The sequence below is a fragment of the Rhodococcus sp. PML026 genome (assembly GCF_000963615.1).
Lineage (GTDB): Bacteria > Actinomycetota > Actinomycetes > Mycobacteriales > Mycobacteriaceae > Rhodococcoides > Rhodococcoides fascians.
Window position 1 is genome coordinate 608,147 of sequence record NZ_KQ031375.1, and the last position, 22,920, is coordinate 631,066.

Here is a 22,920-nt window from a genome sequence, read left to right on the forward strand (position 1 = left end):
ACACAGTGGCCTTCTTTCCTAGCTACGACTGTCGAGTCTACTTAGAACAATTGAATCGGGTTGACGATGTCCGCCGTGAGCGTCAAGAGAGAGAACCCGATGAAAACAATGATGACCACGTAGGTGACGGGCATCAGTTTCATGTAGTCCACCGGCGCACCGTCGGGCAGGCCGCGACGATTGCGGAAAATGTTGCGTATGCGCTCGTAGATGGTCACGGCGATATGGCCACCATCGAGTGGCAACAGCGGCACGATGTTGAACACACCGAGGAAGAAGTTGAGCGACGCCAGCAGCCCGACGAACGTCTGCCAGTTGTCGTTTTCCACGGCCTGGCCACCGATGACACTTGCTCCGACGACACTCATCGGCGTGTCGAGCCCTCGTTCACCACCGAAGATCGAATCCCACAGCGCCTCCACCTTGCTCGGCAACTGCACCAACGCTTTCCCGGTCTGCACGAAGATGTCCCCGGTGAAAACAAAGGTCTCGGGCACTGCTTCGATCGGGTTGTATCGAATGTTCGGCGGTGGACCGCCGGTGACGCCGATCGCTCCCACGGTTGTCGAGTTCTTCGCTTTGGTCTCAGGATCGACGACGTAGCGCTGAACCTGAAGGATCGGAACGCTCAGAGTCTGCGAAGCACCGTCGCGATCGACTGTCAGATCGGCCGACCCGGTCGAGTCCCGAACGGCGAGAACGACGTCGGACCAAGTCTCTGTCGGCTGACCGTTCACCGCAGTGATGATGTCGCCCGTGCGCAGTCCGGCTTCGGCAGCCGGACCGTCTCCCGAACACGGCGCAAGTTCACCGTCCTCGGTCTGGGACGTGCTGACACAACCGATGCCCTGGACCGTCGTTGTCGGCGTCACCCGATCCGGCGTGCCCCAGCCGAGCACCAACACGTAGACCAGAACGATTCCCAGCACGAAGTTCATCGCGATGCCGCCGACCATGACGACGATGCGCTTCCATGTCTTCTGGCGGTACATCGCACGCTCGACCTCGTCGGGCGCGAGTTCGTCGATGGCGGTCATGCCGGCGATGTCGCAGAATCCGCCTGCCGGAATGGCTTTGAGGCCGTATTCGGTCTCGCCGCGTCGGAAGGAGAAGATCTTCGGGCCGAACCCGATGTAGTAGCGGCGAACCTTCATGCCGAGCGCTTTCGCGGTCCACATGTGTCCCGCTTCGTGCAGCGCGATCGACACCCCGATTCCGACGGCGAACAGCACGACACCCAGAGCGAACACCATGTGTCAGAGGCCTTTCGGTTTCAGTAGTTCACGGGCGTGGGCCCGGGCCCAGGAGTCCGCCGCGAGTACGTCGTCGACGTCCCTGGGAGCCGTCGACCAGTCCTGCCCGCCGTCGCCCAGTACCGCGCGCACCGTCTCGACGATCTGCGGAAATTCGATCCTGTCGTTCAGGAACGCTTCTGCAGCGATTTCGTTGGACGCGTTGTACACCGCAGTCATGCACCCACCCATGATCCCGGCCTCACGCGCCAGCTGCACCGCCGGAAACACTCGGTCGTCGAGTGGCTCGAAGTCCCAGGAGAATGCGGTCGTGAAGTCGAGTGCACGGGCGACGTCCGGCACTCGATCGGGCCAGCCGAGGGCCAGCCCGATCGGCAACTTCATGTCCGGTGGACTGGCCTGAGCGATGGTCGAACCGTCGACGAACGTCACCATCGAGTGCACGATGGACTGCCGGTGCACGGTGACGTCGATTCTCTCGTAGGGCACACCGAACAGCAGGTGCGCCTCGATCAGTTCCAGACCTTTGTTGACCAGTGTCGCCGAGTTCAACGTGTTCATCGGCCCCATCGACCAGGTGGGATGCGCGGCGGCCTGCTCCGGCGTGACCGACTTCAGTTCGCTCTCGCTCCACCCTCGAAACGGACCTCCCGATGCAGTGAGAACCAGTCGATCCACTTCGCCGCGCGAACCGCTGCGCAGGCACTGGGCGAGCGCGGAGTGCTCGGAGTCGACCGGCACGATCTGACCGGGGGCTGCGGCGGCGAGAACCAGCTCGCCTCCGGCGACCAGGGATTCCTTGTTGGCCAACGCCAGGCGCGCACCGCTGTTCAGCGCGGCCAGGGTCGATTCGAGGCCGAGAGAACCCACGAGGGCATTGAGCACGACGTCCGCCGGGGTCGACTCGACCAGCTCGGTCACTGCTCGCGGACCACTCAGCACTCCGGGGAAATCGAGCTCGGCGGCGGCCTCGGGCTGGGCGACGGCTACCCGTCGGACACCGGTCTCCGCGATCTGGCGACGGAGCAGTTCGATGTTTCCACCGCCCGCAGCCAGCCCGACCACGACGAAGCGGTCCGGGTTGGCGGCGATGACGTCGAGCGCTTGGGTTCCGATCGACCCGGTACTTCCCAGCAACAGCACACGTATCGGCTCGGGGCGATCCGAGTTGGTCGTTCGCTCACGATGGTCTGGCACCGGTCCATTGTTGCCTACCGAGGCTGAGAAACCCCTATGTGCCGACGCAGGCTGGCACGCTGGGGTGCATGGACTTCTCGAAGTACCGCTCGGCACCGTTCAATTACGACGATGCGGGGGCCACCGCCGGCCCACTGCCCACCGGATACCACCACGTCACGATGTCGAGGGTCGTGGGATCGGGGCTGGACGACTTCGTGGCGGCGGCCGATGCGTTGATGCGATGGGACATGCACCGTGGGGCAGGACTGAAGGTCCGTTCCGAGGCCGAGACCGCTGTGCCCGACTCGGTGGTCGTTCTCACACTCGGGCCGGTGCGCATTCCGTGTCGTGTGGTCTATGTCATCGACGAGGCGAACCGTCAGGGTTTCGCCTACGGAACACTCGACGGGCATCCCGAGTCCGGCGAAGAACTCTTCTACGTCGACTACTCCCCCGCCGACGGTGCCGTCACCGCCCACATATCGGCGTTCTCGCGACCCGGTCGCTGGTACACCAAGCTCGGCGGCCCGGTGGGCAGGCGCGTCCAGGCAGCATTCACCGACCGCTATCTGAGCGCGCTGGCATCGGCGTGCCGACAGGCCGACTGACTCAGGCCTCGGGCGGGTGCACAGCTCGCCAGTGTTCGGCGATGTCGATTCTCTTCGCGACCCAGACCTTGTCGTGCGACTGCACGTGATCGAGGAAACGTTCCAGTGCAGCCATGCGGGCCGGCCTGCCCACCAGCCGGCAGTGAAGTCCGACCGAGAGCATCTTGGGACTCCCACTCGCGCCCTCGGCATAGAGAACGTCGAAGGCGTCACGTAGATGCGCGTAGAACTCGTCGCCCGTCGAGAATCCCCCCGGCGATGCGAAACGCATGTCGTTGGTGTCCAGGGTGTACGGCACCACCAGGTGATCGACGACCCCGCCGTCTCGGGGCACCTTCTCCCAGTACGGCAGATCGTCTGCATAGGAGTCGGAGTCGTACACGAATCCGCCGTGCTCCACCACGAGCGATCGGGTGTTCGGAGAGTCGCGCCCGGTGTACCACCCCAGTGGCGCAGACCCCGTCAGCTCGCGCAGGATGGTCACGGCCTCCGCCATGTGCTCGCGCTCGACGTTCGCGTCGATCTGCTGATACGACAACCACCGCAAGCCGTGACATGCGATCTCGTGGTCCAACTCCAGCAGTGCCGCAACCACTTCCGGGTTCCGCTCCATTGCCTTGGCGACCGCGAACACGGTCAGCGGTAACCCACGCTTCTCGAATGCGCGCAGCACGCGCCACACTCCGGCTCTGGATCCGTACTCGTACAGCGATTCCATGCTCATGTGTCGATTCGGAAACGCCTGTGCGCCGATCATTTCCGACAGAAACGTCTCGGACTTCGTGTCGCCGTCGAGCACGTTGTTCTCGGCACCCTCCTCGTAATTGAGGACGAACTGGACGGCGATGTTCGCCTCACCCGGCCACTGCGCGAGCGGCGGCGTGCGGCCGTAACCGACCATGTCGCGGGGATAGCTCAGCGGGGACCGACTCGGACGATGGGGAAGGCGCTCGGAGGTCACCGCCGCAGTCTCTCATTCGAGCCCACACACGCGCTGGGTGAGCGATGCAACCCTGATCACTACGACGGGCGGTCGTATGCCAATATTGTTCCGACAACGCGTCTGGCACCGTTCGTGCCGGGACCCACGTGAACGCATCACCCGAGAGGATCGACCGGTGGCAAATACCGAACTGGAATCCGCTTCGTACGACCCGGTCGTCGATACCCGCAACGAGGTGCCCGAGGTGCCGTCCGCCGCGTGGGGATGGAGCGGCGAGTCGAACAAGGCGATGCGCGTCGCAGCCATCGTCGTTGCCGCGTTCCTGCTGTTCATGATCATCGGAAATCACACCGGCAAGGTCGAAGACCTGTGGTTGGTCGGATTTGCCGTGGCGCTGGTCGGACTCGTCGTGCGCGACGTCATCGTCCGCCGCAAGCCCCGCTAGCGGTTCAGTTCTCGGCGGCGAGCTGACCGCACGCCGCCGCGATCTCCTGCCCTCGGGTATCGCGGACGGTGCACGAGACGCCCTGCGCGATGACCCGGCGAACGAATTCCCGCTCCACCGGCTTCGGGCTGGCATCCCACTCGCTACCCGGAGTCGGGTTGAGGGGAATCAGGTTGACGTGTACCCGGGATCCGAGCGCCTTGTGCAGCTTCTTGCCCAGCATGTCCGCTCGCCACGGCTGATCGTTGACGTCCCGGATCATCGCGTACTCGATCGAGACGCGTCGACCGGTCTGATCGGCGTAGTACCGGGCTGCGGAGAGAACCTCCGCCACCGACCAACGATTGTTGACCGGGACCAACGTGTCTCGCAGCTCATCGTCCGGCGTGTGCAGAGACACGGCCAAGGTCACCGACAGACCCTCGTCGGCCAGCTTTCGAATGGCCGGAGCAAGGCCGACCGTCGACACGGTGACCGAACGCTGTGACAGTCCCAGCCCGTCGGGGGCTGGTGAGACGATCTTGCGCACTGCCGCGACGACGCGCTTGTAGTTGGCCAGCGGCTCACCCATGCCCATGAACACGACGTTCGACAGACGACCCTCACCGCCGGGGACGACGCCGTCGCGCATGTCCGCGGCCGCCGAACGGACCTGATCGACGATCTCGGCCGTCGACAGGTTCCGCGTCAGGCCGGCCTGACCGGTTGCGCAGAACGGACATGCCATTCCGCAACCGGCCTGACTCGAGATGCACAGCGTCGCGCGATCCGGATACCGCATCAGAACACTCTCGAGCAGAGTCCCGTCGTTGGCCTTCCACAGCGTCTTTCGAGTGTCACCGTCATCACATGCCAAGTGCTTGATCGGCGTCAGCAAGGTGGGAAAAAGATCGGCACCGACCTTCTCCCGAGCCTCGGCCGGAAGATCGGTCATCTTGGTGGTGTCGGCCTCGAGCCGCGCGTAGTAGTGCCGCGCAAGTTGGTCGGCCCGGAATGCCGGTAGACCGAGTGCCTTCACTGCCTCACGCAGGCCCTCTTTGTCCAGGTCGGCGAGGTGACGCGACGGCATACCCCGACGCGGAGCTGTGAAGACCAGCGGAAGATTCGGTCTCTTCTGCTCGGTCGTGCTGTCCGTTGCGGCTGCGGAATCACTCATGCTCGACCCCCGCGTCGTTCCTGCTGGCTCAACTCCATACCCACCATTGTCCACCCGTTCTGCTCACAGTCCTATTCGCGACGGTTTTCGACGGTGCCCTGACGGGTATCGACGCCGGGACCGATTGCGCGTGCATTCGGACCACGCGTGCGAAAGGATCATCGACATGGCCACCAGAGCAGACGACAACAACGAGGCACCGTTCGACACATCGGCGTCGACCAAGCCGGGGTTCGACGAAACGGTGGGCCCGTCGCGCGAACTCGCCCCGATCACGACCCCGGATTCGGACGGCCATTCCGCGCCCGACCCCGAGTTCGTTCCGGAACAGCAGCACACCCCCACCGATGTGGCGCACACCCGCACCGCCGCCCTCTGGACCGGCCTGGTGGTCGGGGCCGTCGTCCTTGTCGTTCTCCTGGTGTTCATCGTGCAGAACCTCGACTCGGTCACCGTCCAGATCTTCGCCTGGCAGCTCGACCTACCCCTCGGAATCAGCATGCTGCTGGCCGCGATCGCGGGCGCGCTGGTGATGGCCATGGCCGGCGGTGCCCGAATCCTGCAGGTCCGGCGCGCAGCGAAGAAGAACCAGCGTCACGGTTCGTGAACACTATGTACAGAAGCTGGCACCGATGCTCTGAATCGATAAGGTTGGCGGTGCCCGACTTCACTCGAGGAGCATGACGTGACTACTTTCATGGAGACACCGGTGGCATCCGGCGTTGCACCCGACCGCGCACGATCGTGGCTGTTGGTTCCGGCCACCAAGCCCGATACGTTCGACGCTGCTGTCGCATCCGGTGTCGACGCCGTCATTCTCGACATCGAGGACGCAGTCGCTCCGGCGAAGAAGCCTGCTGCTCGCGAGACCGTCGTGCGCTGGCTGAGCGAGGGCAACTCGGCCTGGGTGCGCGTCAACGACGCGACGACCCCGTGCTGGGCCGACGATCTTGCCGCGTTGTCCGGGCTGCCCGGCCTGGTGGGGGTCATGCTCGCGAAGACCGAGAGCGGCGGTCAGGTCGAGGCGACAGCCGCCCGCCTCGCCGACGGCACCCCGATCCTCGCGCTGGTCGAATCGGCAGCAGGACTCGAGGCCGCCACCGAAATCGCGCGCGCGGACTCGACATTCCGTCTCGCCTTCGGCAGCGGCGACTTCCGACGCGACACGGGCATGAGCGACGACCCGCTCGCCATGGCCTACCCGCGCTCGCGACTGGTCGTCTCCTCGCGCGTCGCACGACTACCCGGACCCATCGACGGTCCGACACTGACCGCGAACGACAGCATCCTCGGGCGCGATGCAGCCCTGACGCTCTCGATGGGCATGGCAGGCAAACTCTGTATGCACACCGATCAGGTGGCCATCGTCAACCGCGAACTGGCCCCCTCCCCGACAGACGTGTCCTGGGCTCACGATGTCATCGACGCTCTCGGTGCCGACGGTGCTCACGTCAAGGACGGCAGCGATCTGCCGCGTCTGGCAAAGGCTCTCAAGATCAACGAACTGGCTCGAATCTTCGGAATCTCCGCCGCGTCCTGATCGCTCGCTGCCGAGCCAGGCTCAGATCGACTCGACGCCGGTCGGCTTGTATCGAACGTGGATGCGATAGCGCACATTCAGGGTGAGGCCGTCGACCTGCCGTGCCGCAGCGCGCGCTACCCGCGGTGAGAACTCGATTCCCAGCACATCCCGCAAAACCCGGCGGTCGGGAAACGCCCACCTCGTGTCGACGCGTCGCATCTCGAATCCCTGGGCATCGAAGAACGCCTCGACGGCCGCAGGATCGTAGTGCGGGAGATCCGCACGCATCCAGTCCCCGTACGGAGACGACGTGGCGTCGAGGTCCACGACCACCAACGCCCCTCCGGGCCGCAGAACTCGCATCGCTTCGCTGATACCCGGGCCGCAGCCGGGGCCGAAGAAATACGCGGTTCGCGCGTGGACGAGATCGACCGAACCTGTGTCGACGGGCAGCGCGTCCGCTCTACCCGCACGCACGGCGACGTTCGCAAGTGACTCGACGCGCGTGCGGGCTGCGGCCACCAATGGGGCGTGCGGTTCCACACCGATGACGTACCGGGCGTCCGCAGCGAAGATCGGAAGATGGAAACCGCTGCCGCAGCCCACGTCCACGACGTTCTCGGCCGTCCAATCGACGGTCGATCGAATGGACGCGAACACAGCGCCGTCGACGTCCTGAGCCCTGTTCTCCGCCTCGTACAGATGCGGCCAGTGCCAGATGTTGGGACTGGGAATCACCCCGCCGCGATCACCGCTCATCGTCCGGCGGAGTCGGTCAGAGCAACACGGTGAAGACGAGCCACGCAACGAACGCAGAGGGCAGCAACGAGTCGAGTCTGTCCATGATGCCGCCGTGGCCGGGCAGCAACGAGCCCATGTCCTTGATTCGAAGGTCGCGCTTGACCTGCGATTCGATGAGGTCGCCCAGTGTTCCCGTCACGACCAGCACGACTCCTAGCAGGACACCGATCATCGAGTTGGCCTCGAGAATCAGGGTCACCGTCAGCAGGCAACCGATGACGCAGAAGATGAGCGATCCGACCAGCCCTTCCCAGGACTTCTTCGGGCTGATGGCCGGTGCCATCGGGTGTTTGCCGAACAGCACACCGGCGATGTAACCACCGACATCCGAGCACACGACGCCGATGACGAAGACCAGGATGCGACCGGCACCGTTGTCCTGCAGGACCATCAGAACGGCGAACGAGGCCAACAGCGGTAGCCAACACGCCACCAGAACGGTGACGGAGAGTTCTTCGAGATAGTTCTTGGGAGCAGTACCGAAGCCTTGTCTCAGCAACAGCCACACCATGCAGACCACGACGGTGCCCACAGCCGCACTGAGCACTCCGACGGCACCGAACGGCCAGCCCAGCCAGATCATGGCCTGACCACCGAGGATCAGCGGGATGCGCGGAACGAGAACACCGCCCTCGCGGAGCCGCTTGGACACCTCGTACGTCGCGACGGCCAACGCCACGGCCACGACACCGATCCATACCAGCGGCACGAACACGAGCACGAGGATCAACCCGATACCCAAACTGCCGCCGACGCCGATCGCGGCAGGCAGATTTCGACCCGCCTTGCCGGCGGACTTCGTGGCGGCGACCCCGGACGAGCCAGCGGGCGTGCCGCTGCCCTCCTGCCGATCCGGTCCCACCACTGTCGTCAACTCCTCGATATTCATCGTCGTTCCACCGTGTTGCGCAACTATCGAAGGAGATCAGACCTCCATCAATTCACCCTCTTTGCGCTTGACCAGTTCGTCGACGGAGGCGGTGTACTTCGCGGTGGTCTTGTCGAGCTCGTTCTCGGCACGTACGACGTCGTCCTCGCCCGCCTCGCCGTCCTTCTGGATGCGCTTGAGCTCTTCCATCGTCTTGCGGCGCACGTTGCGAATGGACACCTTGGCGTCCTCGCCCTTGCCCTTGGCCTGCTTGACGAACTCACGGCGTCGTTCCTCGGTCAGCTGCGGCACGCCGATACGAATCAGGTTGCCGTCGTTGGTGGGGTTGACGCCGAGATCGGAATTGCGGATAGCGGTTTCGATCGGCCCGAGCTGATTCGACTCGTACGGCTTGATCACCACCAATCGCGCCTCCGGCACGCTGATGCTGGCCAGCTGGGTGATCGGCGTCGGGGCACCGTAGTACTCGATGACGATGCGCGAGAACATTCCCGGGTTGGCCCGCCCGGTGCGGATCGAGGACAGATCGTCACGGGCAACCGATACGGCCTTTTCCATCTTCTCTTCGGCGTCGAAAAGAGCTTCGTCAATCACGATCTGTCCTCCATCGTCTTCGTTCTCGGTTCGTTCGCGGTCGTGTCGGCGGCATTCACGACGTGACCAGCGTGCCGATGTTCTCGCCCGACACGGCGCGAGCAATGTTTCCCTGAATCAGCAAATTGAACACCAACATCGGCATCTGATTGTCCATGCAGAGGCTGAAGGCAGTCGCGTCGGCAACTTTGAGGCCTCGCTCGAGGGCTTCTCGGTGGGTGATCGTGTCGAACATCGTCGCGTCGGGATCGAGCCGTGGATCGGCCGAGTAGACACCGTCGACGGCCTTGGCCATCAACAGCACCTCGGCACCGATCTCGAGCGCCCGCTGCGCCGCCGTGGTGTCCGTCGAGAAGTACGGCATGCCCATACCTGCGCCGAAGATGACGACACGCCCCTTCTCGAGATGCCGTCGCGCGCGCAGCGGGAGGTACGGCTCGGCCACCTGGCCCATCGTGATAGCGGTCTGGACTCTGGTGGCAACACCCTGCTTTTCCAGAAAATCCTGCAGCGCAAGACAATTCATGACCGTGCCGAGCATGCCCATGTAGTCCGAGCGAGATCGGTCCATCCCCCGCTGCTGCAATTCGGCACCGCGGAAGAAGTTTCCGCCACCGATCACCACGGCAACCTGAACTCCGGTGGCCACCACCTCGGCGATCTGCTCGGCAACGTTGTTCACGACATCCGGATCGAGCCCCACCTGGCCACCACCGAACATCTCCCCACCCAGTTTGAGCATCACGCGTCGGAACCCGGGACGGTCAGGGGCCGGATCGGTCATAGCTCTCCTCGGTACTCGTCGAACACTACGGTTTACTCACCGATCATCCTGCCCTATCGGCACCCGATCGGTGGACACGGCTCCGACCTGCCTCGCGCACGAACGATGCCGTCCACTCGATGAAATCGAATGAACGGCATCGCCTCGATCGGATCGAGCGCAGACTAGCTGGCGCCGACCTCGAATCGGGAGAAACGGGTGATGGTCACGCCGGCCTCGTCGAGGATGGCCTTGACGGTCTTGTTGCCGTCCTGAACCGACTTCTGCTCGGTGAGAACGACGTCCTTGAAGAATCCGTTGACGCGACCTTCGACTATCTTCGGCAGAGCCTGCTCCGGCTTGCCCTCTTCGCGCGCGGTTTCTTCTGCGATCCGACGCTCGGCGGCGACCAGATCCTCGGGAACCTCGTCACGGGTGACGTACTTGGCCTTGAGCGCTGCGATCTGCATCGCGGCAGCGCGCGCAGCATCGCCGGCGGCGTCGCCGTCACCGGTGTACTCGACCAGCACGCCGACGGCAGGCGGCAGGTCCGCGCTGCGCTTGTGCAGGTAGGTCGCGGTGTTGCCGTCGTAGGACACGACGCGGCGAATTTCGAGCTTCTCGCCGATCTTGGCCGACAACTCGTTCAGAGCCGTCTCGACGGTCTTGCCGTTCAGGTCGAGTGCCTTGAGAGCGTCGACATCAGCAGGCTCGCCTGCTGCAGCCGTCGCCGCGACGGACGCGGCGAACGTCTGGAACTCGTCGTTCTTGGCCACGAAGTCGGTCTCGGAGTTGATCTCCACGAGCACTCCACCCTCGGCGACGACGAGGCCTTCGGCGGTGTTGCGCTCGGCGCGCTTGCCGACGTCCTTGGCACCCTTGATACGCAGGTACTCGACGGCCTTGTCGTAGTCGCCGTCGTTCTCGGCGAGTGCGTTCTTGCAGTCCATCATTCCGGAGCCGGTGAGCTCGCGGAGCCGCTTGACGTCGGCGGCAGTGTAGTTCGCCATCGTGGGCGAGCCTCCTCAAAAGTCTGAATACGGGCGTTGACGAAAGTGCTGTTCTCGAAGCGTGATCGACGGGCTCGCTGTGGAGCCGGACCGATCACAACCCTGACATACCGAAGCGGCCCCGGCCCACCCCCGAGGGTGAACCGGGACCGAATTCGATCAAGCCTGAGCGGCCGGTGCTTCTTCTGCTGCCGGTGCTTCTTCTGCTGCCGGGGCGTCGGCGGCCGGCGCATCGGCTGCGGGAGCCTCTGCTGCCGGAGCGTCAGCGGCCGGGGACGTCTGTGCGAGCTGCTCGAGCTCCCACTCTGCGAGCGGCTCGCCTGCGCCGACCTCGGGCTTGGCGTCGGTTGCGGTGTTCTGGCCTGCACGGGCCTGCACACCTTCGGCCACTGCGGATGCGACGACCTTGGTCAGCAGCGCAGCGGAACGGATCGCGTCGTCGTTACCCGGGATCGGGTAGTCGACCACGTCGGGATCGCAGTTGGTGTCCAGGATCGCGATGACCGGGATCTTCAGCTTGCGCGCTTCGCCGACGGCGATGTGCTCCTTGTTGGTGTCGACGATCCAGATGGCCGACGGAACCTTGGCCATGTCGCGGATGCCGCCGAGGGTGCGATCGAGCTTGGTCATCTCACGCGTGAGCATGAGGATTTCCTTCTTGGTGCGTCCCTCGAAGCCACCGGTCTGCTCCATTGCCTCGAGCTCCTTGAGGCGGACCAGGCGCTTGTGCACGGTCTGGAAGTTGGTGAGCATGCCACCGAGCCAGCGCTGGTTCACGTAGGGCATGCCCACGCGAGTTGCCTCAGCGGCGATGGACTCCTGTGCCTGCTTCTTGGTGCCGACGAACAGAACGGTGCCGCCGTGGGCGACCGTCTCCTTGACGAACTCGTAGGCCTTGTCGATGAAGGTCAGAGTCTGCTGCAAGTCGATGATGTAGATGCCGTTGCGGTCGGTGAAGATGAATCGCTTCATCTTCGGGTTCCAGCGACGGGTCTGGTGTCCGAAGTGTGTGCCGCTGTCGAGCAGCTGCTTCATTGTTACTACAGCCATGGCTGAATAACTCTCTTTCATGGTTCGGTTGACGCAGAGTGTCGGTGACCTCTGCCCTGGCGACCGCCGAAGTTGTCGGACCTGAACCACAGGGGGATCAGGACCGCCGACAACCGGTTCTCGTATCGTGAACTCTGCCGAGGCAGTCGATACGATGACGCGGACGCGCGAAGTCGACCCGTGCACGCACAGGCCGCAACAAGGAGTGTAGACCTGCGGCGGCCCCCGTCATAACCAGGCCCGACTGTCAAGAGATTCCGGTGCCTGTGGACGAATCTTTCGGTTGTCCACAATTCGTGCCGGGCCTCGTTTTCCAGCACATTCACAGGCCATCGTCGACGAGTGAACACTCTTCGTACCGGGTGCATCGCCTGCGTTCTTGCCGCGATCGTGCTGACCACGCCGGCCGCGGCAGCCGAATCGGACTCGTTCGCGTGGCCGATACGGCCGCACCCTCGCGTCGTGACACCGTTCGACCGCCCGGAACACGATTGGCTCCCCGGCCATCGCGGGGTCGACCTCGCCGCGGCGGACGGCACCTCGGTTCTGGCCGTCGCCGACGGCACGGTCGTGTTCGCAGGCCTCGTGGCCGGTAAGCCGGTGGTGTCGGTGGACCATCCGGGCGGGCTTCGATCGACGTACGAACCCGTGACGGCGGCGGTCCGGGCCGGAGCACGAGTACGACGCGGCGACATCCTGGGTTCGCTGACGTCGGGACACGACGGCTGCACGGCGACGTGCCTGCATTGGGGCATCAAGCGGGGCCGCGAATACCTCGACCCGACGGCCCTGGTGCGTGCCCGTCCGATCAGATTGAAACCCGTGCCGGAGCCGGGTCGGTGACGGTCAGCGCGCAGGGCCGGAGTGACGACCGGACGCGGCAGGAAAGTCGTCCGCGACCATGGCGGCAAGCTCGACGAAAGCGCTCCTGGTCTGGGGACGCAGCTTCTCGAGATCGACCACGGCCCCCTCGGCGAGGTGCTCGTCGAACGGAACCACCAACACCGCGCGGCAGCGTTCCAGGAAGTGCTGCTGCAACAAGTTCATGTCGACCGCGGACGAACCCGGTCGGACCGAACTGATCACCACGACCGTGCGCTCGACCAGATGGCCGTATCCGTGCAGTTCCAGCCAGTCCAGAGTCGCGGCTGCACTGCGTGCCCCGTCGACGGCCGGCGAACTGACCAGAACCAACGCATTGGCCAGCTGCAGCACCCCGTTCATCGCCGAGTGCATGATGCCGGTTCCGCAGTCGGTGAGGATCAGGTTGTAATAGACCTGCAGCATGTCGATGACCGCGCGATAGTCCTCTTCGCCGAACATCTCCGACGCCGAGGGATCCCGCTCACCGGCCAACACTTCCAGTCGGCTCGGTGCCTGCGAGGTATGAGCGCGAATGTCGGAATACCGGCGAATGTTCGGGGCTGCGGCCAACAAGTCGCGAACAGTCGACGCGGTCTGACGCGGTACCCGCTCTCCGAGTGTCCCGAAATCCGGGTTCGCGTCGACGGCAATGACGCAATCTCCGCGCAGCGACGCGAACGTCGACCCCAGACCCAGAGTGGTCGTCGTCTTGCCGACCCCGCCCTTGAGCGACAGGAACGCGATGCGGTAGTCCCCCAGCACCGGCTGGCGTATGCGATCGACCTGGTTGCGGTAGCGCTCCTCGGCCGTCGACTCGCCGGGGTTGATGACGCCACCGGTCAACCGGTGCACACCGCGACGCCACCCCGACGACGAGGTGCGCTTGGGTCGTTTGAGCAGCGATTCGGCACCCAGGTCCTGACTGCTCGGACGATACGGATTCGGGGCACCTGCCCACGGCTGCGCGGACCAGGGTGCCTGCTGGGCCGGCTGGGCCTGCGACCGATCGTCCCCGACGGGCGGAACGGGCGGCATCTGTGCCTCGGGATAGGCGGCCGGCGGGCCCGGTCGAAGCGGCACGGGCGGGTTGTACCGCGGGGGCACGGGAGGTCGCTGCGCAGAATCGGGCGTCTGCCACGGCGGGGGCTGCCGGGGCGTGGAGCGCGGAGTGGACATCGGTTCCGCCGGTACGGATCCGGCGGCATCGTCACCCCGGCCGTCGACTGCACTGCCGTCGACTGCACTGCCGGGTCGTGCCCCGTTCACCGGCGCACTGTGGCCATGCGTCGACCACGGCTCCGATTTACCTTGCGGTCGGTCGCGGTCCACGGTCCCCCGTATTCGGTGTAGTCGATCCTGGGCAGACGCTACCAAACGATGCGCCGCCCAGCTCGACGCTCATGCTCTGGGATGCGCCTGATCGTGCACCGCCCGCAACCGTTCGACGGATACGTGAGTGTAGATCTGCGTCGTGGCAAGAGATGCATGTCCGAGCAGTTCTTGCACCACCCGGAGATCTGCACCTCCTTCCAGCAGATGCGTGGCTGCCGTATGGCGCAGGCCGTGCGGTCCCAGGCTGGGGCCGCCGGGGACTGTCTCCAGCACAGCATGCACCGCCGACCTGGCCTGTCGCTGGTCGAGTCGTCCACCCCGACGCCCGAGCAACAGGGCCGGTCCGGATCGATCGACGGCCAGGGCAGGCCTGCCGTCGGTGAGCCAGGCGTCGAGTGCCTGCGCGGCCGGCAGACCGTACGGTGCCGACCGTTCCTTGTTCCCCTTGCCCACCACCCGAACGACTCGTCGATCGGTGTCCACGTCGTCGACATCGAGACCGCACAGCTCCCCCACGCGGACCCCGGTCGCATACAACAGTTCGACGACGAGTCGATCGCGCAGCGCTATGGGATCGAGTTCGGCGGCACCCGACTCGGCAGCGTCCAGCGCTCGCGTCGCTTGATCGTGACGCAGCACTCCGGGCAGGGTGCGGTGACCCGACGGGGACGCGAGACGTTGCGCGGGGCCGACCTTCACAGCCCCGACCCGTTCGAGCCACGCCCCGAACGTTCGCACCGACGAGGTGCGCCTGGCCATCGATGTCCGGGCCGCGCCGGCCGCCGAGTACCCCGCCAACCACGAGCGCACGACACGCAGATCCAGATCGGCGATCGTCGCGCCCGGTGAGGACGCGGCCAGGTGCGCCAGTAACGAACGCGCGTCGGCAACGTAGGCCCGGATGGTGTGCTCCGACCGTTCCCGTCCGAGGCGCAGGTGTTCGGCAAACTCCTCGACGTGCACCTCCAGGTGCGGCGGCAGCGAATCGGTCATCGGCTCAGCTTGGGCGCTGACGTCTCGCTCGACAACCGGACACGCCGTCGGGTGGACGTCGGTGCGCGATCAGGCGTCGACTCCCGCCTCCGCCTGTGCCAGCTCACGCTTCCAGGCTCGGAAGGTTTCCTCGGTCCGCCCCCGACGCCAGTAACCCGAGATCGACGCCCACTCGGCCCCGACCCCACGTTCCTTGCGAATGTACGGACGGAGGTTGTGCATGACGGCCTGCGCCTCACCGTGGACGAACACCTGCGCTTGCCCGGGTAACCATTCGGTGTTCTTGACGGCCTCGATCAGCGGTGCGTTGTCTCCGGCCCGGTCGTCGCCGATCTCGTTCGACGACGCGCCCCGGTGCACCCAGGTGACGTCGACGACTGCGAGAGTCTCCATGTAGATCTCGTCGTGACGATCGCCGACCTCGATGAACACCTTGGCGATGGCGTCTTCCGGGAGGGCCTCGACCGCAGCCGAGATGGCCGGGATAGCCGATTCGTCGCCTGCGAACAGGTGCCAATCGGCGTCGGGGCGAGGCGCGTATGCCCCCGACGGCCCGAAGAACGACATCTCGTCGCCCGGCTTCGCGCGTGTGGCCCACGGTCCGGCGACGCCCTCGTCGCCGTGCACCACGAAGTCGATGGCGATTTCCCGCGCGTCGGTGTCGACGGATCGAACGGTGTAGGTCCGCATGATCGGTTCGTCCTCGGTTCCGAAGAACAGCTTGACGTACGCATCGGTCTTATCGATGGCGTCGAACTCCTCGAAGCCTGGACCACCCAGATACACCCGGTGCATGTGCGGGGTCAGCGCTTCCGTGCGCACTACGGTCAACGTGGTTTTCTTACGCGGCACTACAGACCCCTCTTCGAGCGAATGACGCCGATGCTCACTGCACCGACTAAGCATTACCTAACACCCTACCTTCACCGGGCCTCGGTAGGGCCGTCACCTCAGCCGCGCACCACCCGGGCCCACCCGGTCTCGTCGTTGCTCACGAAGCCGTCCATCTCCATCACCGGTAGCGCGGCGCGGACCTTCGACAACGGAACTCCGGAACTCTCCGACAGTTCACGGGTGGACAACGCTCCCGTGGCCGGCAGCGCGTCGTAGATCAACAGTGCGGTCTCGGACAGCGCATCGATTTCCCGGAACAGATCGGGACGGGGTTCCTCCGGCGAGCCGAGCGCCCCGGCCTCGGCCACCACATCGTGCGAGCTCGACACCAGAACGGCCTCACCCTCACGAATCATGCGATGGCATCCCTTCGACGTCGGAGAAGTGACCGGCCCCGGCACCGCAAGAACGGGGCGCCCCAGTTTCGCCGCCCACGCCGCGGTGTTGCGCGCCCCGCTCCGCCATCCCGCCTCGACGACCACCACCGCCGAACCGAGAGCCGCCACCAGTCGGTTGCGCGCCAGGAACCGGTGCTTGGCCGGAGTGGTTCCGGGCGCGTATTCACTGAGAACGACACCGCTCGAGGCGATCTGACGAAACAGGCGGGAGTGGCCCGCCGGGTATGCCCGGTCGACGCCGCAGGCGAGCACCGCCATCGTCGTCCCCTCGACTCCGAGTGCCGCGCGATGCGCTGCCGCATCGATACCGAAGGCAGCACCCGACACGACGGTCCAGCCGTCCAGCGCCAGATCGGCGGAGATCTCGGCAGTGACGTGGTCGCCGTACGGACTCGACGCTCGGGTTCCGACTATCGACACCGATCGTTCGGTGTCTGCTCCGACAGACCGGTTTCCCAACGCCCACAGTGCGATCGGCGGCGATGTGTCGACACCCGCGGTGAGGCCGGACCCATCGAAGCCGAGAAAACGCCACGCAGGCCACTCGTCGTCGTCAGGGGTGATCAGCCGTCCACCGAGAGCGGCCATGTGGTCCAGATCTGCTGCTGCAGTGTCGACATGAGCCCGTGCTGCCAGTCGCTCACCCAAGTGTCCGGCGCGTACGGCTGCGGCGGTGACCTCGGGGCCGTGGGCAGCGGCGTGGTCCGTCACCGTGCGATGCGGACCCTGTGCCACCCGGGACAGATACGCCCACGCCAGCCGACGTGCGTCATAGGTCATGCCACTCCCCTGTCTCGAAAATCCAGTGCGGCACCGACCTCGTCTGCACCGGGCACGGTGCCGCCGGCGAGATCGTTCAGAGTCCACGCCACCCGAATCGCACGATCCGCGCCGCGCGCGGTCAGCGATCCATTGCGCAATGCCCGCTCGATCGGTGCCAGCGTCGACCGAGCGAGCCGAAACCGTTGACGCAGTGCGGGTCCGGGCACTTCCGCATTGGTCCTCCACCCGAACTCCGACCAACGATGAGCGGCAGCATCCCTCGCTCCCGTCACGCGGGCGCGAATATCGGCCGTTCCTTCTCCGATGTCGTCGACCAGCGCCCCGGTCGCGACTCCCATCATCTGAATTCGGAGATCGACCCGGTCGAGGAGCGGTCCGGACAGTTTTCCCAAGTACTTGCGGCGAGCAGTGGGCGCGCACACGCAGTCGGCCTGCCGCGCCGGTGCGCACGGACACGGATTGGCCGCCAGGACGAGTTGGAACCTCGCCGGGTACCGGGCCACCCCGTCGCGACGCGCAATCCGAATTTCACCGTCTTCGAGTGGGGTTCGCAACGCTTCGAGTACCCGGATGCTCATCTCGGCGCATTCGTCGAGGAACAGAACTCCGCGATGCGCGCGACTGACTGCGCCGGGCTTGGCCATACCGGTACCTCCGCCGACCAACGCGCTCACCGACGTCGAATGGTGTGGCGCGATGAACGGCGGTGACGTGATCAGCGGTCGCGCGCTCGTCAGCAGCCCCGCCACCGAATGGATCGCGGTCACCTCCAGCGCCTCGGACTCGGTGAGCGGCGGGAGTATTCCCGGAAGACGTTGCGCGAGCATTGTTTTCCCGATGCCCGGTGGCCCGGTCAACATGATGTGATGCGCACCGGCCGCAGCGACCTCCAACGCCCATCGGGCATCTGCCTGACCGGCAACGTCACTGAGATCCGGGTAACTCTCCTGATGCCAGTCGGTGGGGGTGGGCGATTCCAGCGCCTGCTCACCACGAAGCCACGCAACGACATCTGCCAGGCAATCGGCACCCAACACCTCGATACCGTCCACCAGACCCGCTTCGGGCAGACACCGACTCGGCACCACCACCCGCTGCCACCCCGCCGCCTTCACCGCGAGCACTCCGGGCAGTACCCCGCGGACCGCTCGCAACCTGCCGTCCAGAGCCAACTCCCCCAGAAACACCGTCTCCGACAGGCTTCCCCGCGGAATGGCCTTGGCGGCGTCGAGGACCGACAATGCCAGCGCGAGGTCGTACACCGAGCCACCCTTGGGCAACGTCGCCGGAGACAACGCGAGAATCACTCGACTGTCCGGCCAGGTACCACCCGAATTCTTCACCGCGGCCTTGACCCGATCACGCGATTCGTTCAGCGCGGTATCGGGCAGTCCCACCAGATGGGTCCCCGGAAGACCCTGACCGATATCGGCTTCGATCTCCACCAACACTCCGTCGACGCCGTTGACCGCCACCGAATGGGCTCGTCCCAGGGGCATCAGAACGCCGCCCTGACGTGAGTGAGAACAGGGTCGTCACCGCGACCGATCACGATGGCGATCACGTCGAATCGGATGTGGACCCACGGCCCTCCGCGAAGCGAAAGCCACTGCAACGCCAATCCTCTGATCCGAGTCTGCTTGGTGTACGTCACCGCTTCCGCCGGCGTTCCGTAACCGATTCCCGAACGCGTTTTGACTTCGACGAACACCATCGTCTCGCCCTCGCGCGCAATGATGTCGAGCTCCCCCGAACGATGCCGCCAATTCCGCTCGATCACCTCCAGGCCGATGTGCTCGAGATGGCGTGCAGCAAGGTCCTCACCGCGGGCCCCGAGTTCTTGATTGGTCGGCATGTCGAATTCCTCCACTCTGCGGCCGCACAGCACGGCCGGATCCGGTCGCCATGACGGTGACACGACCGAAAGGAGGTGATTCCGAGAAAGTGCAGGTGCCGCATTGCCCTGTGGACACGCGCAATCCTGTGGAGAGAACCGTCGAATCGCAGGGCCGACACACCTGTTTTGTCGTACCTGTGTGCTTACCGGCGTTCATGCCCTGTCGATCGCCCGACAAATGGTTCGAACATGCAAAAGCTCCGTCCGGATTACTGCACGGACGGAGCTGAAGCACGGAATCGGTAATCGAATTCGATGACCGAACTACCGCTGACCGAAGACAGCGGGCATATCAAGGCTGGGAGGCGGTCAGTGCGCAGCCTCGTAGGCGGCCTGAACTTCCTGGCTGATTCGACCTCGGGCGCTGACCTCGTGGCCGTTTTCGCGAGCCCACGCTCTGATGTCCTGCAGATCGACCCTTCCTCGAGCCGGTGCAGGCGCGGCACCGGTCTTGCGGGGGCGGCGACCGGAAATCTTCTCGGCGTGCTCGATCCAGAAAGCCAGCTGCTCGTGCAGTTCGTTCGCATGCTTGAGATTCAAGTCGATGCGGTACTGGTTTCCACCGATACCGAATTCGATCGACTCCCCCTGGCCTTCTTTGATTACCGAGCCGTCGACATCGTCGATCATCTGGACAAGCGTCTTGCGTGCCATCTCGTACCTCTTACGCGTCTGGGAGAATGTGGTAATTCAAGTTCTACCACCGATTATCGGACCGAGGCAAAGACCCAACGATGTTCACATCGGCGTAGGGTCGAAAACATTCGGTACGAAAACGTGTGAATACCGGAAGCTATTTGCATCATTAAATCGAAATACTATGTGAGACAACAGAATTCGGCGTTCACATTTCGACGATTCTCCCGCGCTCGACGTAACCCGGCAACGGGCCTCTGCTCGAAACAGAACACGCGGAATTATTCGGTCGGTTGTCCAGCTTTTCGCTGATCGGTGCGCTTCGGAACACTCCACACGGGAAATCTGCCGAGCGGAACCGTCCAGGTGCGCCCGTCAGGCACCGGGCACACCTGCCGATCCGACCCGGGTAGGACTATTCGGGGAGACGCAGATCCGGTTTGTCCAGCTCTTCGATGTTGACGTCCTTGAACGTGATCACCCGCACGTGCTTGACGAAACGAGCCGGTCTGTACATGTCCCATACCCACGAGTCGGACATCCGCAATTCGAAGTAGATCTCACCGTCGGCATTGTGCGGAATGAGTTCGACGGAGTTCGCGAGATAGAAACGACGCTCGGTTTCGACGACATAGTTGAACTGTCCGACGATGTCCCGATACTCGCGGTACAGCGAGAGCTCCATCTCGGTTTCGTACTTTTCGAGATCTTCGGCACTCATCGGTCTCTTTCATCCTCCAGTCGGGCGTGAAATTCAATCATGGCGCACCGTCGTCGGTGCAGTCCATTCGCCCCAGTGCGTCGACCTCGCTACGCGAGCGACCGGCTGCCGCGGCAGCCACGTTGGCATAGGACATTCGATGCTCTCGGCTCGGGCCGAGCGTGGTCATCGCGGTCGAATGAGCACGTGTGCTGTACCCCTTGTGCACGGCGAATCCGTAACCGGGAATGTCGGTGTCCATCTGCACCATCAACCGGTCTCTGGACACCTTGGCCAGGACACTGGCCGCAGCGATGCAGGCAGCTGTGGCGTCCCCTCCGATGACGGGTAGAGACGGCACCGGAAGTCCGGGAACCCGAAAGCCGTCGGTGAGGACATACCCGGGAGTGAGGCTCAGGCCCGCCACCGCGCGGCGCATTCCCTCGATGTTCGCCACGTGTACCCCGATGCGGTCGACCTCGGCCGCGTCGACGAACACCACACTCCACGCAAGTGCCAATTTCTTGATCCGGGGAAAGAGCTCCTCCCGGCGACGCTCGGTCAGCTTCTTGGAATCGTCGAGGTCCGCGAGGGCAGTGTGCGACCGAGAGCCCAGGATGCACGCCGCGACCGTCAACGGCCCCGCGCAGGCTCCCCTGCCTGCTTCGTCGACACCCGCAACCGGACCGAGCCCGTTGCGTTCGAGTGCCGATTCCATGGTCCGCAGCCCCGCCGCCCTCCTGATGATGGGACGAGGCGGCCACGACGAGCGGCTCAGAGATGCGCGCGCACGAGGCGCGGGACGAGGACGGGCCGTCATCGACCCTGAATGTCCGGCGAGTCCAGGAGGCCGGTTCGCGATGGCGGCAACGCGGTGGCCACGGCCTTACCTATCACGTTGTCCAGCGGAACGGTGCCGGTGAACTCGTCGGTGACGTGATACCGCGAGTCTCGCGAATTGCTGCGATTGTCGCCCATGACCCAGATGTTGCCCTCGGGCACCGTTACAGGGTCGAAGCACCGGCCCGACTTCAATTCGGTCTCGCACGTCATCGTGTCCGGAACGAACGGGAAATCCATCTGTATGTACGGCTCGTCCAACGGCTTTCCGTCCACGAGCACCCGTCCCTGAGCGTCACAGCACTCGACCGTCTGACCGCCGGTGGCAATGACGCGTTTGACCAGATCGTTCTCGTCCGGAGCGACGACTCCGATCAAAGAGCCCATTTCCTGGGCCCCGCGGATGACCGAATTGTCGGAGCGCTGCGAGACGAATTCGTCGTTCCAGGAATCGGGGCCGCGGAACACGACGATATCGCCGGGCTTCGGATCGCCGAATCGATAGCCGATCTTCTCCACGACGATGCGGTCCCCGGTGCAGCCGGCGCAGCCGTGCAGTGTCGGTTCCATCGATTCGGATGGGATGAGATAGACCCGGGCGACGAACGTCTGAAGCAGAAAACTCAGCACGAGAGCTACCAGAATGAGGATGGGAAGTTCACGCCAGAAGGACCACTGCTTGCGATCCGCACGCTTGTTCCGGGGAGACTCGTCGTCGGGCTCGTTCGTCGAACCCTGTGGGGTCGGATCCTGTGGGGACTGCGTCACCTGGACAGGTTAGCCGGAACCGTCGCCCGCGGGCCGGTCGGTCCGCGCCTGCGGCGTTTTCACCGAGCATCGCTCGTACCGGTACGTCCGAAATGTCAGGGCGGTGGCTCCAACGCACCATGCCGCGTCACCGATGTTCGGTGACGCGGCATGGTTGCTGCTCGAAGCGGTCGATACGACCGGGTCAGCGCTTTTCTTTGATCTTGGCGGCCTTGCCACGCAGATCGCGGAGGTAGTACAGCTTCGCGCGACGAACGTCGCCGCGAGTGAGGACCTCGAACTGCGCGATGTTGGGGCTGTGCACCGGGAAAGTGCGCTCCACGCCGACGCCGAACGACACCTTACGAACGGTGAACGTCTCGCGGACGCCACCGCCCTGACGTCGAATCACGACGCCCTTGAAGATCTGAATACGCTCTTTCGAGCCTTCGATAACCTTGACGTGCACGTTCAGCGTGTCGCCGGGGCGGAAATCGGGGATGTCGCTACGCAGCGACTGATTGTCGAGAAAGTCCAGGGTGTTCATCGGTTGTGCCATCCTTGCGTTCTGCGCTTGAGCAGAGGAACCGAGCGGCTCGCCACCGGGGCGGCACAACTGGTTC

Annotated in this window: 26 protein-coding genes; 5 read left to right on the forward strand and 21 right to left on the reverse strand. The window is 64.6% G+C overall.

All coding sequences use genetic code 11. The features are described from left to right. Positions 1-41 precede the first annotated feature (41 nt). Together VF34_RS18305 and dxr are read right to left on the reverse strand one after the other, a co-directional pair. Positions 42-1,253 carry a M50 family metallopeptidase gene (locus tag VF34_RS18305; protein WP_027496713.1) on the reverse strand — a complete coding sequence of 404 codons (1,212 nt, stop codon included), beginning with the start codon at positions 1,251-1,253 and terminating at the stop codon, positions 42-44. Positions 1,254-1,256: 3 nt separating this feature from the next. Then, positions 1,257-2,396, reverse strand: a complete 1,140-nt coding sequence (dxr, locus tag VF34_RS18310; protein WP_027496712.1) for a 1-deoxy-D-xylulose-5-phosphate reductoisomerase — start codon at positions 2,394-2,396, stop codon at positions 1,257-1,259. Positions 2,397-2,518: 122 nt separating this feature from the next. On the opposite strand from dxr, the gene VF34_RS18315 reads away from it, so the two are divergent. Beyond that, the gene (locus VF34_RS18315) at positions 2,519-3,040 is read left to right on the forward strand and encodes a DUF1990 family protein (RefSeq protein ID WP_032366411.1); all 522 of its coding nucleotides are present in this window, start codon (positions 2,519-2,521) and stop codon (positions 3,038-3,040) included. 1 nt (position 3,041) lies between these two features. Here the strand turns inward: VF34_RS18315 and puuE are convergent, their stop codons facing one another. Further along, entirely contained in the window at positions 3,042-3,941 is a 900-nt protein-coding gene (gene puuE, locus VF34_RS18320) for an allantoinase PuuE (protein WP_032390099.1), read from the reverse strand. A gap of 217 nt (positions 3,942-4,158) precedes the next feature. Between puuE and VF34_RS18325 the strand changes: the two genes are divergently transcribed. Continuing rightward, the gene (locus tag VF34_RS18325) at positions 4,159-4,428 is read left to right on the forward strand and encodes a DUF2631 domain-containing protein (protein WP_027496710.1); all 270 of its coding nucleotides are present in this window, start codon (positions 4,159-4,161) and stop codon (positions 4,426-4,428) included. Between the two features lie 4 nt (positions 4,429-4,432). Here VF34_RS18325 and rlmN read toward each other — a convergent pair whose 3' ends face one another. Then, positions 4,433-5,584, reverse strand: a complete 1,152-nt coding sequence (rlmN, locus tag VF34_RS18330) for a dual-specificity RNA methyltransferase RlmN (RefSeq protein WP_045841851.1) — start codon at positions 5,582-5,584, stop codon at positions 4,433-4,435. 166 nt (positions 5,585-5,750) lie between these two features. On the opposite strand from rlmN, the gene VF34_RS18335 reads away from it, so the two are divergent. Beyond that, positions 5,751-6,191 carry a LapA family protein gene (locus VF34_RS18335; RefSeq protein ID WP_037220232.1) on the forward strand — a complete coding sequence of 147 codons (441 nt, stop codon included), beginning with the start codon at positions 5,751-5,753 and terminating at the stop codon, positions 6,189-6,191. A gap of 90 nt (positions 6,192-6,281) precedes the next feature. Continuing rightward, positions 6,282-7,124 (forward strand): HpcH/HpaI aldolase/citrate lyase family protein, encoded by an 843-nt coding sequence (locus tag VF34_RS18340; protein ID WP_045841852.1) that lies wholly within the window; start codon positions 6,282-6,284, stop codon positions 7,122-7,124. Positions 7,125-7,145: 21 nt separating this feature from the next. On the opposite strand, the gene VF34_RS18345 is transcribed toward VF34_RS18340, so the two are convergent. From VF34_RS18345 to rpsB, 6 genes are all read right to left on the reverse strand, one after another. After that, positions 7,146-7,865: a class I SAM-dependent methyltransferase gene (locus VF34_RS18345; protein WP_197077486.1), complete on the reverse strand. Its 720-nt coding sequence runs from the start codon at positions 7,863-7,865 to the stop codon at positions 7,146-7,148. Between the two features lie 16 nt (positions 7,866-7,881). Further along, positions 7,882-8,796 (reverse strand): phosphatidate cytidylyltransferase, encoded by a 915-nt coding sequence (locus tag VF34_RS18350; protein ID WP_027496706.1) that lies wholly within the window; start codon positions 8,794-8,796, stop codon positions 7,882-7,884. A gap of 36 nt (positions 8,797-8,832) precedes the next feature. After that, entirely contained in the window at positions 8,833-9,390 is a 558-nt protein-coding gene (gene frr / locus VF34_RS18355; RefSeq protein ID WP_027496705.1) for a ribosome recycling factor, read from the reverse strand. 55 nt (positions 9,391-9,445) lie between these two features. Further along, on the reverse strand, positions 9,446-10,174 hold the full coding sequence (gene pyrH, locus VF34_RS18360) for a UMP kinase (protein ID WP_027496704.1): 729 nt from the start codon (positions 10,172-10,174) through the stop codon (positions 9,446-9,448). Between the two features lie 164 nt (positions 10,175-10,338). Next, a complete protein-coding gene (tsf, locus tag VF34_RS18365) occupies positions 10,339-11,163 on the reverse strand; it encodes a translation elongation factor Ts (RefSeq protein ID WP_027496703.1) in 825 nt (274 codons plus the stop codon). Between the two features lie 159 nt (positions 11,164-11,322). After that, positions 11,323-12,213, reverse strand: a complete 891-nt coding sequence (gene rpsB, locus VF34_RS18370; protein ID WP_032370791.1) for a 30S ribosomal protein S2 — start codon at positions 12,211-12,213, stop codon at positions 11,323-11,325. A 342-nt stretch (positions 12,214-12,555) separates the two neighbouring features. On the opposite strand from rpsB, the gene VF34_RS18375 reads away from it, so the two are divergent. After that, on the forward strand, positions 12,556-13,056 hold the full coding sequence (locus VF34_RS18375) for a M23 family metallopeptidase (RefSeq protein WP_082079221.1): 501 nt from the start codon (positions 12,556-12,558) through the stop codon (positions 13,054-13,056). A gap of 3 nt (positions 13,057-13,059) precedes the next feature. Here the strand turns inward: VF34_RS18375 and VF34_RS18380 are convergent, their stop codons facing one another. The 11 genes from VF34_RS18380 to rplS form a co-directional block, all read right to left on the reverse strand. Further along, entirely contained in the window at positions 13,060-14,406 is a 1,347-nt protein-coding gene (locus VF34_RS18380) for a MinD/ParA family ATP-binding protein (protein WP_442970678.1), read from the reverse strand. Positions 14,407-14,475: 69 nt separating this feature from the next. Next, the gene (locus tag VF34_RS18385; RefSeq protein ID WP_027496700.1) at positions 14,476-15,402 is read right to left on the reverse strand and encodes a tyrosine recombinase XerC; all 927 of its coding nucleotides are present in this window, start codon (positions 15,400-15,402) and stop codon (positions 14,476-14,478) included. Positions 15,403-15,471: 69 nt separating this feature from the next. Next, positions 15,472-16,254 (reverse strand): siderophore-interacting protein, encoded by a 783-nt coding sequence (locus VF34_RS18390; RefSeq protein WP_027496699.1) that lies wholly within the window; start codon positions 16,252-16,254, stop codon positions 15,472-15,474. 98 nt (positions 16,255-16,352) lie between these two features. Continuing rightward, entirely contained in the window at positions 16,353-17,474 is a 1,122-nt protein-coding gene (gene dprA / locus VF34_RS18395) for a DNA-processing protein DprA (protein WP_045841853.1), read from the reverse strand. Then, positions 17,471-18,976 (reverse strand): YifB family Mg chelatase-like AAA ATPase, encoded by a 1,506-nt coding sequence (locus VF34_RS18400; RefSeq protein WP_032366404.1) that lies wholly within the window; start codon positions 18,974-18,976, stop codon positions 17,471-17,473. The genes dprA and VF34_RS18400 overlap by 4 nt, the downstream gene beginning before the upstream one ends. After that, positions 18,976-19,332 carry a YraN family protein gene (locus VF34_RS18405; protein WP_027496696.1) on the reverse strand — a complete coding sequence of 119 codons (357 nt, stop codon included), beginning with the start codon at positions 19,330-19,332 and terminating at the stop codon, positions 18,976-18,978. Before VF34_RS18405 ends, VF34_RS18400 begins: the two co-directional genes overlap by 1 nt. A 351-nt stretch (positions 19,333-19,683) precedes the next feature. Further along, positions 19,684-20,028 (reverse strand): histone-like nucleoid-structuring protein Lsr2, encoded by a 345-nt coding sequence (locus VF34_RS18410; RefSeq protein ID WP_045841854.1) that lies wholly within the window; start codon positions 20,026-20,028, stop codon positions 19,684-19,686. A gap of 397 nt (positions 20,029-20,425) precedes the next feature. After that, positions 20,426-20,731 carry a DUF2469 domain-containing protein gene (locus VF34_RS18415; protein WP_008717288.1) on the reverse strand — a complete coding sequence of 102 codons (306 nt, stop codon included), beginning with the start codon at positions 20,729-20,731 and terminating at the stop codon, positions 20,426-20,428. 37 nt (positions 20,732-20,768) lie between these two features. Next, entirely contained in the window at positions 20,769-21,530 is a 762-nt protein-coding gene (locus VF34_RS18420) for a ribonuclease HII (RefSeq protein ID WP_072692096.1), read from the reverse strand. Then, positions 21,527-22,318 (reverse strand): signal peptidase I, encoded by a 792-nt coding sequence (gene lepB / locus VF34_RS18425; protein ID WP_045841855.1) that lies wholly within the window; start codon positions 22,316-22,318, stop codon positions 21,527-21,529. Before lepB ends, VF34_RS18420 begins: the two co-directional genes overlap by 4 nt. A gap of 184 nt (positions 22,319-22,502) precedes the next feature. Continuing rightward, positions 22,503-22,844 carry a 50S ribosomal protein L19 gene (gene rplS, locus VF34_RS18430; RefSeq protein WP_027496692.1) on the reverse strand — a complete coding sequence of 114 codons (342 nt, stop codon included), beginning with the start codon at positions 22,842-22,844 and terminating at the stop codon, positions 22,503-22,505. Positions 22,845-22,920: the final 76 nt, after the last annotated feature.

What these genes read in the sequence shown, in the direction of transcription:
- VF34_RS18400 (WP_032366404.1), bottom strand. Translation starts at nt 18,976, where the DNA reads ATGCCCCTGGGACGAGCCCATTCGGTGGCGGTCAACGGCGTCGACGGA.
- tsf (WP_027496703.1), bottom strand. Translation starts at nt 11,163, where the DNA reads ATGGCGAACTACACTGCCGCCGACGTCAAGCGGCTCCGCGAGCTCACC.
- VF34_RS18420 (WP_072692096.1), bottom strand. Translation starts at nt 21,530, where the DNA reads ATGACGGCCCGTCCTCGTCCCGCGCCTCGTGCGCGCGCATCTCTGAGC.
- VF34_RS18345 (WP_197077486.1), bottom strand. Translation starts at nt 7,865, where the DNA reads ATGAGCGGTGATCGCGGCGGGGTGATTCCCAGTCCCAACATCTGGCAC.
- VF34_RS18350 (WP_027496706.1), bottom strand. Translation starts at nt 8,796, where the DNA reads ATGAATATCGAGGAGTTGACGACAGTGGTGGGACCGGATCGGCAGGAG.
- VF34_RS18305 (WP_027496713.1), bottom strand. Translation starts at nt 1,253, where the DNA reads ATGGTGTTCGCTCTGGGTGTCGTGCTGTTCGCCGTCGGAATCGGGGTG.
- rpsB (WP_032370791.1), bottom strand. Translation starts at nt 12,213, where the DNA reads ATGGCTGTAGTAACAATGAAGCAGCTGCTCGACAGCGGCACACACTTC.
- VF34_RS18415 (WP_008717288.1), bottom strand. Translation starts at nt 20,731, where the DNA reads ATGAGTGCCGAAGATCTCGAAAAGTACGAAACCGAGATGGAGCTCTCG.
- rplS (WP_027496692.1), bottom strand. Translation starts at nt 22,844, where the DNA reads ATGAACACCCTGGACTTTCTCGACAATCAGTCGCTGCGTAGCGACATC.
- VF34_RS18335 (WP_037220232.1), top strand. Translation starts at nt 5,751, where the DNA reads ATGGCCACCAGAGCAGACGACAACAACGAGGCACCGTTCGACACATCG.
- VF34_RS18315 (WP_032366411.1), top strand. Translation starts at nt 2,519, where the DNA reads ATGGACTTCTCGAAGTACCGCTCGGCACCGTTCAATTACGACGATGCG.
- VF34_RS18340 (WP_045841852.1), top strand. Translation starts at nt 6,282, where the DNA reads ATGGAGACACCGGTGGCATCCGGCGTTGCACCCGACCGCGCACGATCG.
- pyrH (WP_027496704.1), bottom strand. Translation starts at nt 10,174, where the DNA reads ATGACCGATCCGGCCCCTGACCGTCCCGGGTTCCGACGCGTGATGCTC.
- rlmN (WP_045841851.1), bottom strand. Translation starts at nt 5,584, where the DNA reads ATGAGTGATTCCGCAGCCGCAACGGACAGCACGACCGAGCAGAAGAGA.
- VF34_RS18410 (WP_045841854.1), bottom strand. Translation starts at nt 20,028, where the DNA reads ATGGCACGCAAGACGCTTGTCCAGATGATCGACGATGTCGACGGCTCG.
- VF34_RS18385 (WP_027496700.1), bottom strand. Translation starts at nt 15,402, where the DNA reads ATGACCGATTCGCTGCCGCCGCACCTGGAGGTGCACGTCGAGGAGTTT.
- dprA (WP_045841853.1), bottom strand. Translation starts at nt 17,474, where the DNA reads ATGACCTATGACGCACGTCGGCTGGCGTGGGCGTATCTGTCCCGGGTG.
- VF34_RS18405 (WP_027496696.1), bottom strand. Translation starts at nt 19,332, where the DNA reads ATGCCGACCAATCAAGAACTCGGGGCCCGCGGTGAGGACCTTGCTGCA.
- puuE (WP_032390099.1), bottom strand. Translation starts at nt 3,941, where the DNA reads ATGGTCGGTTACGGCCGCACGCCGCCGCTCGCGCAGTGGCCGGGTGAG.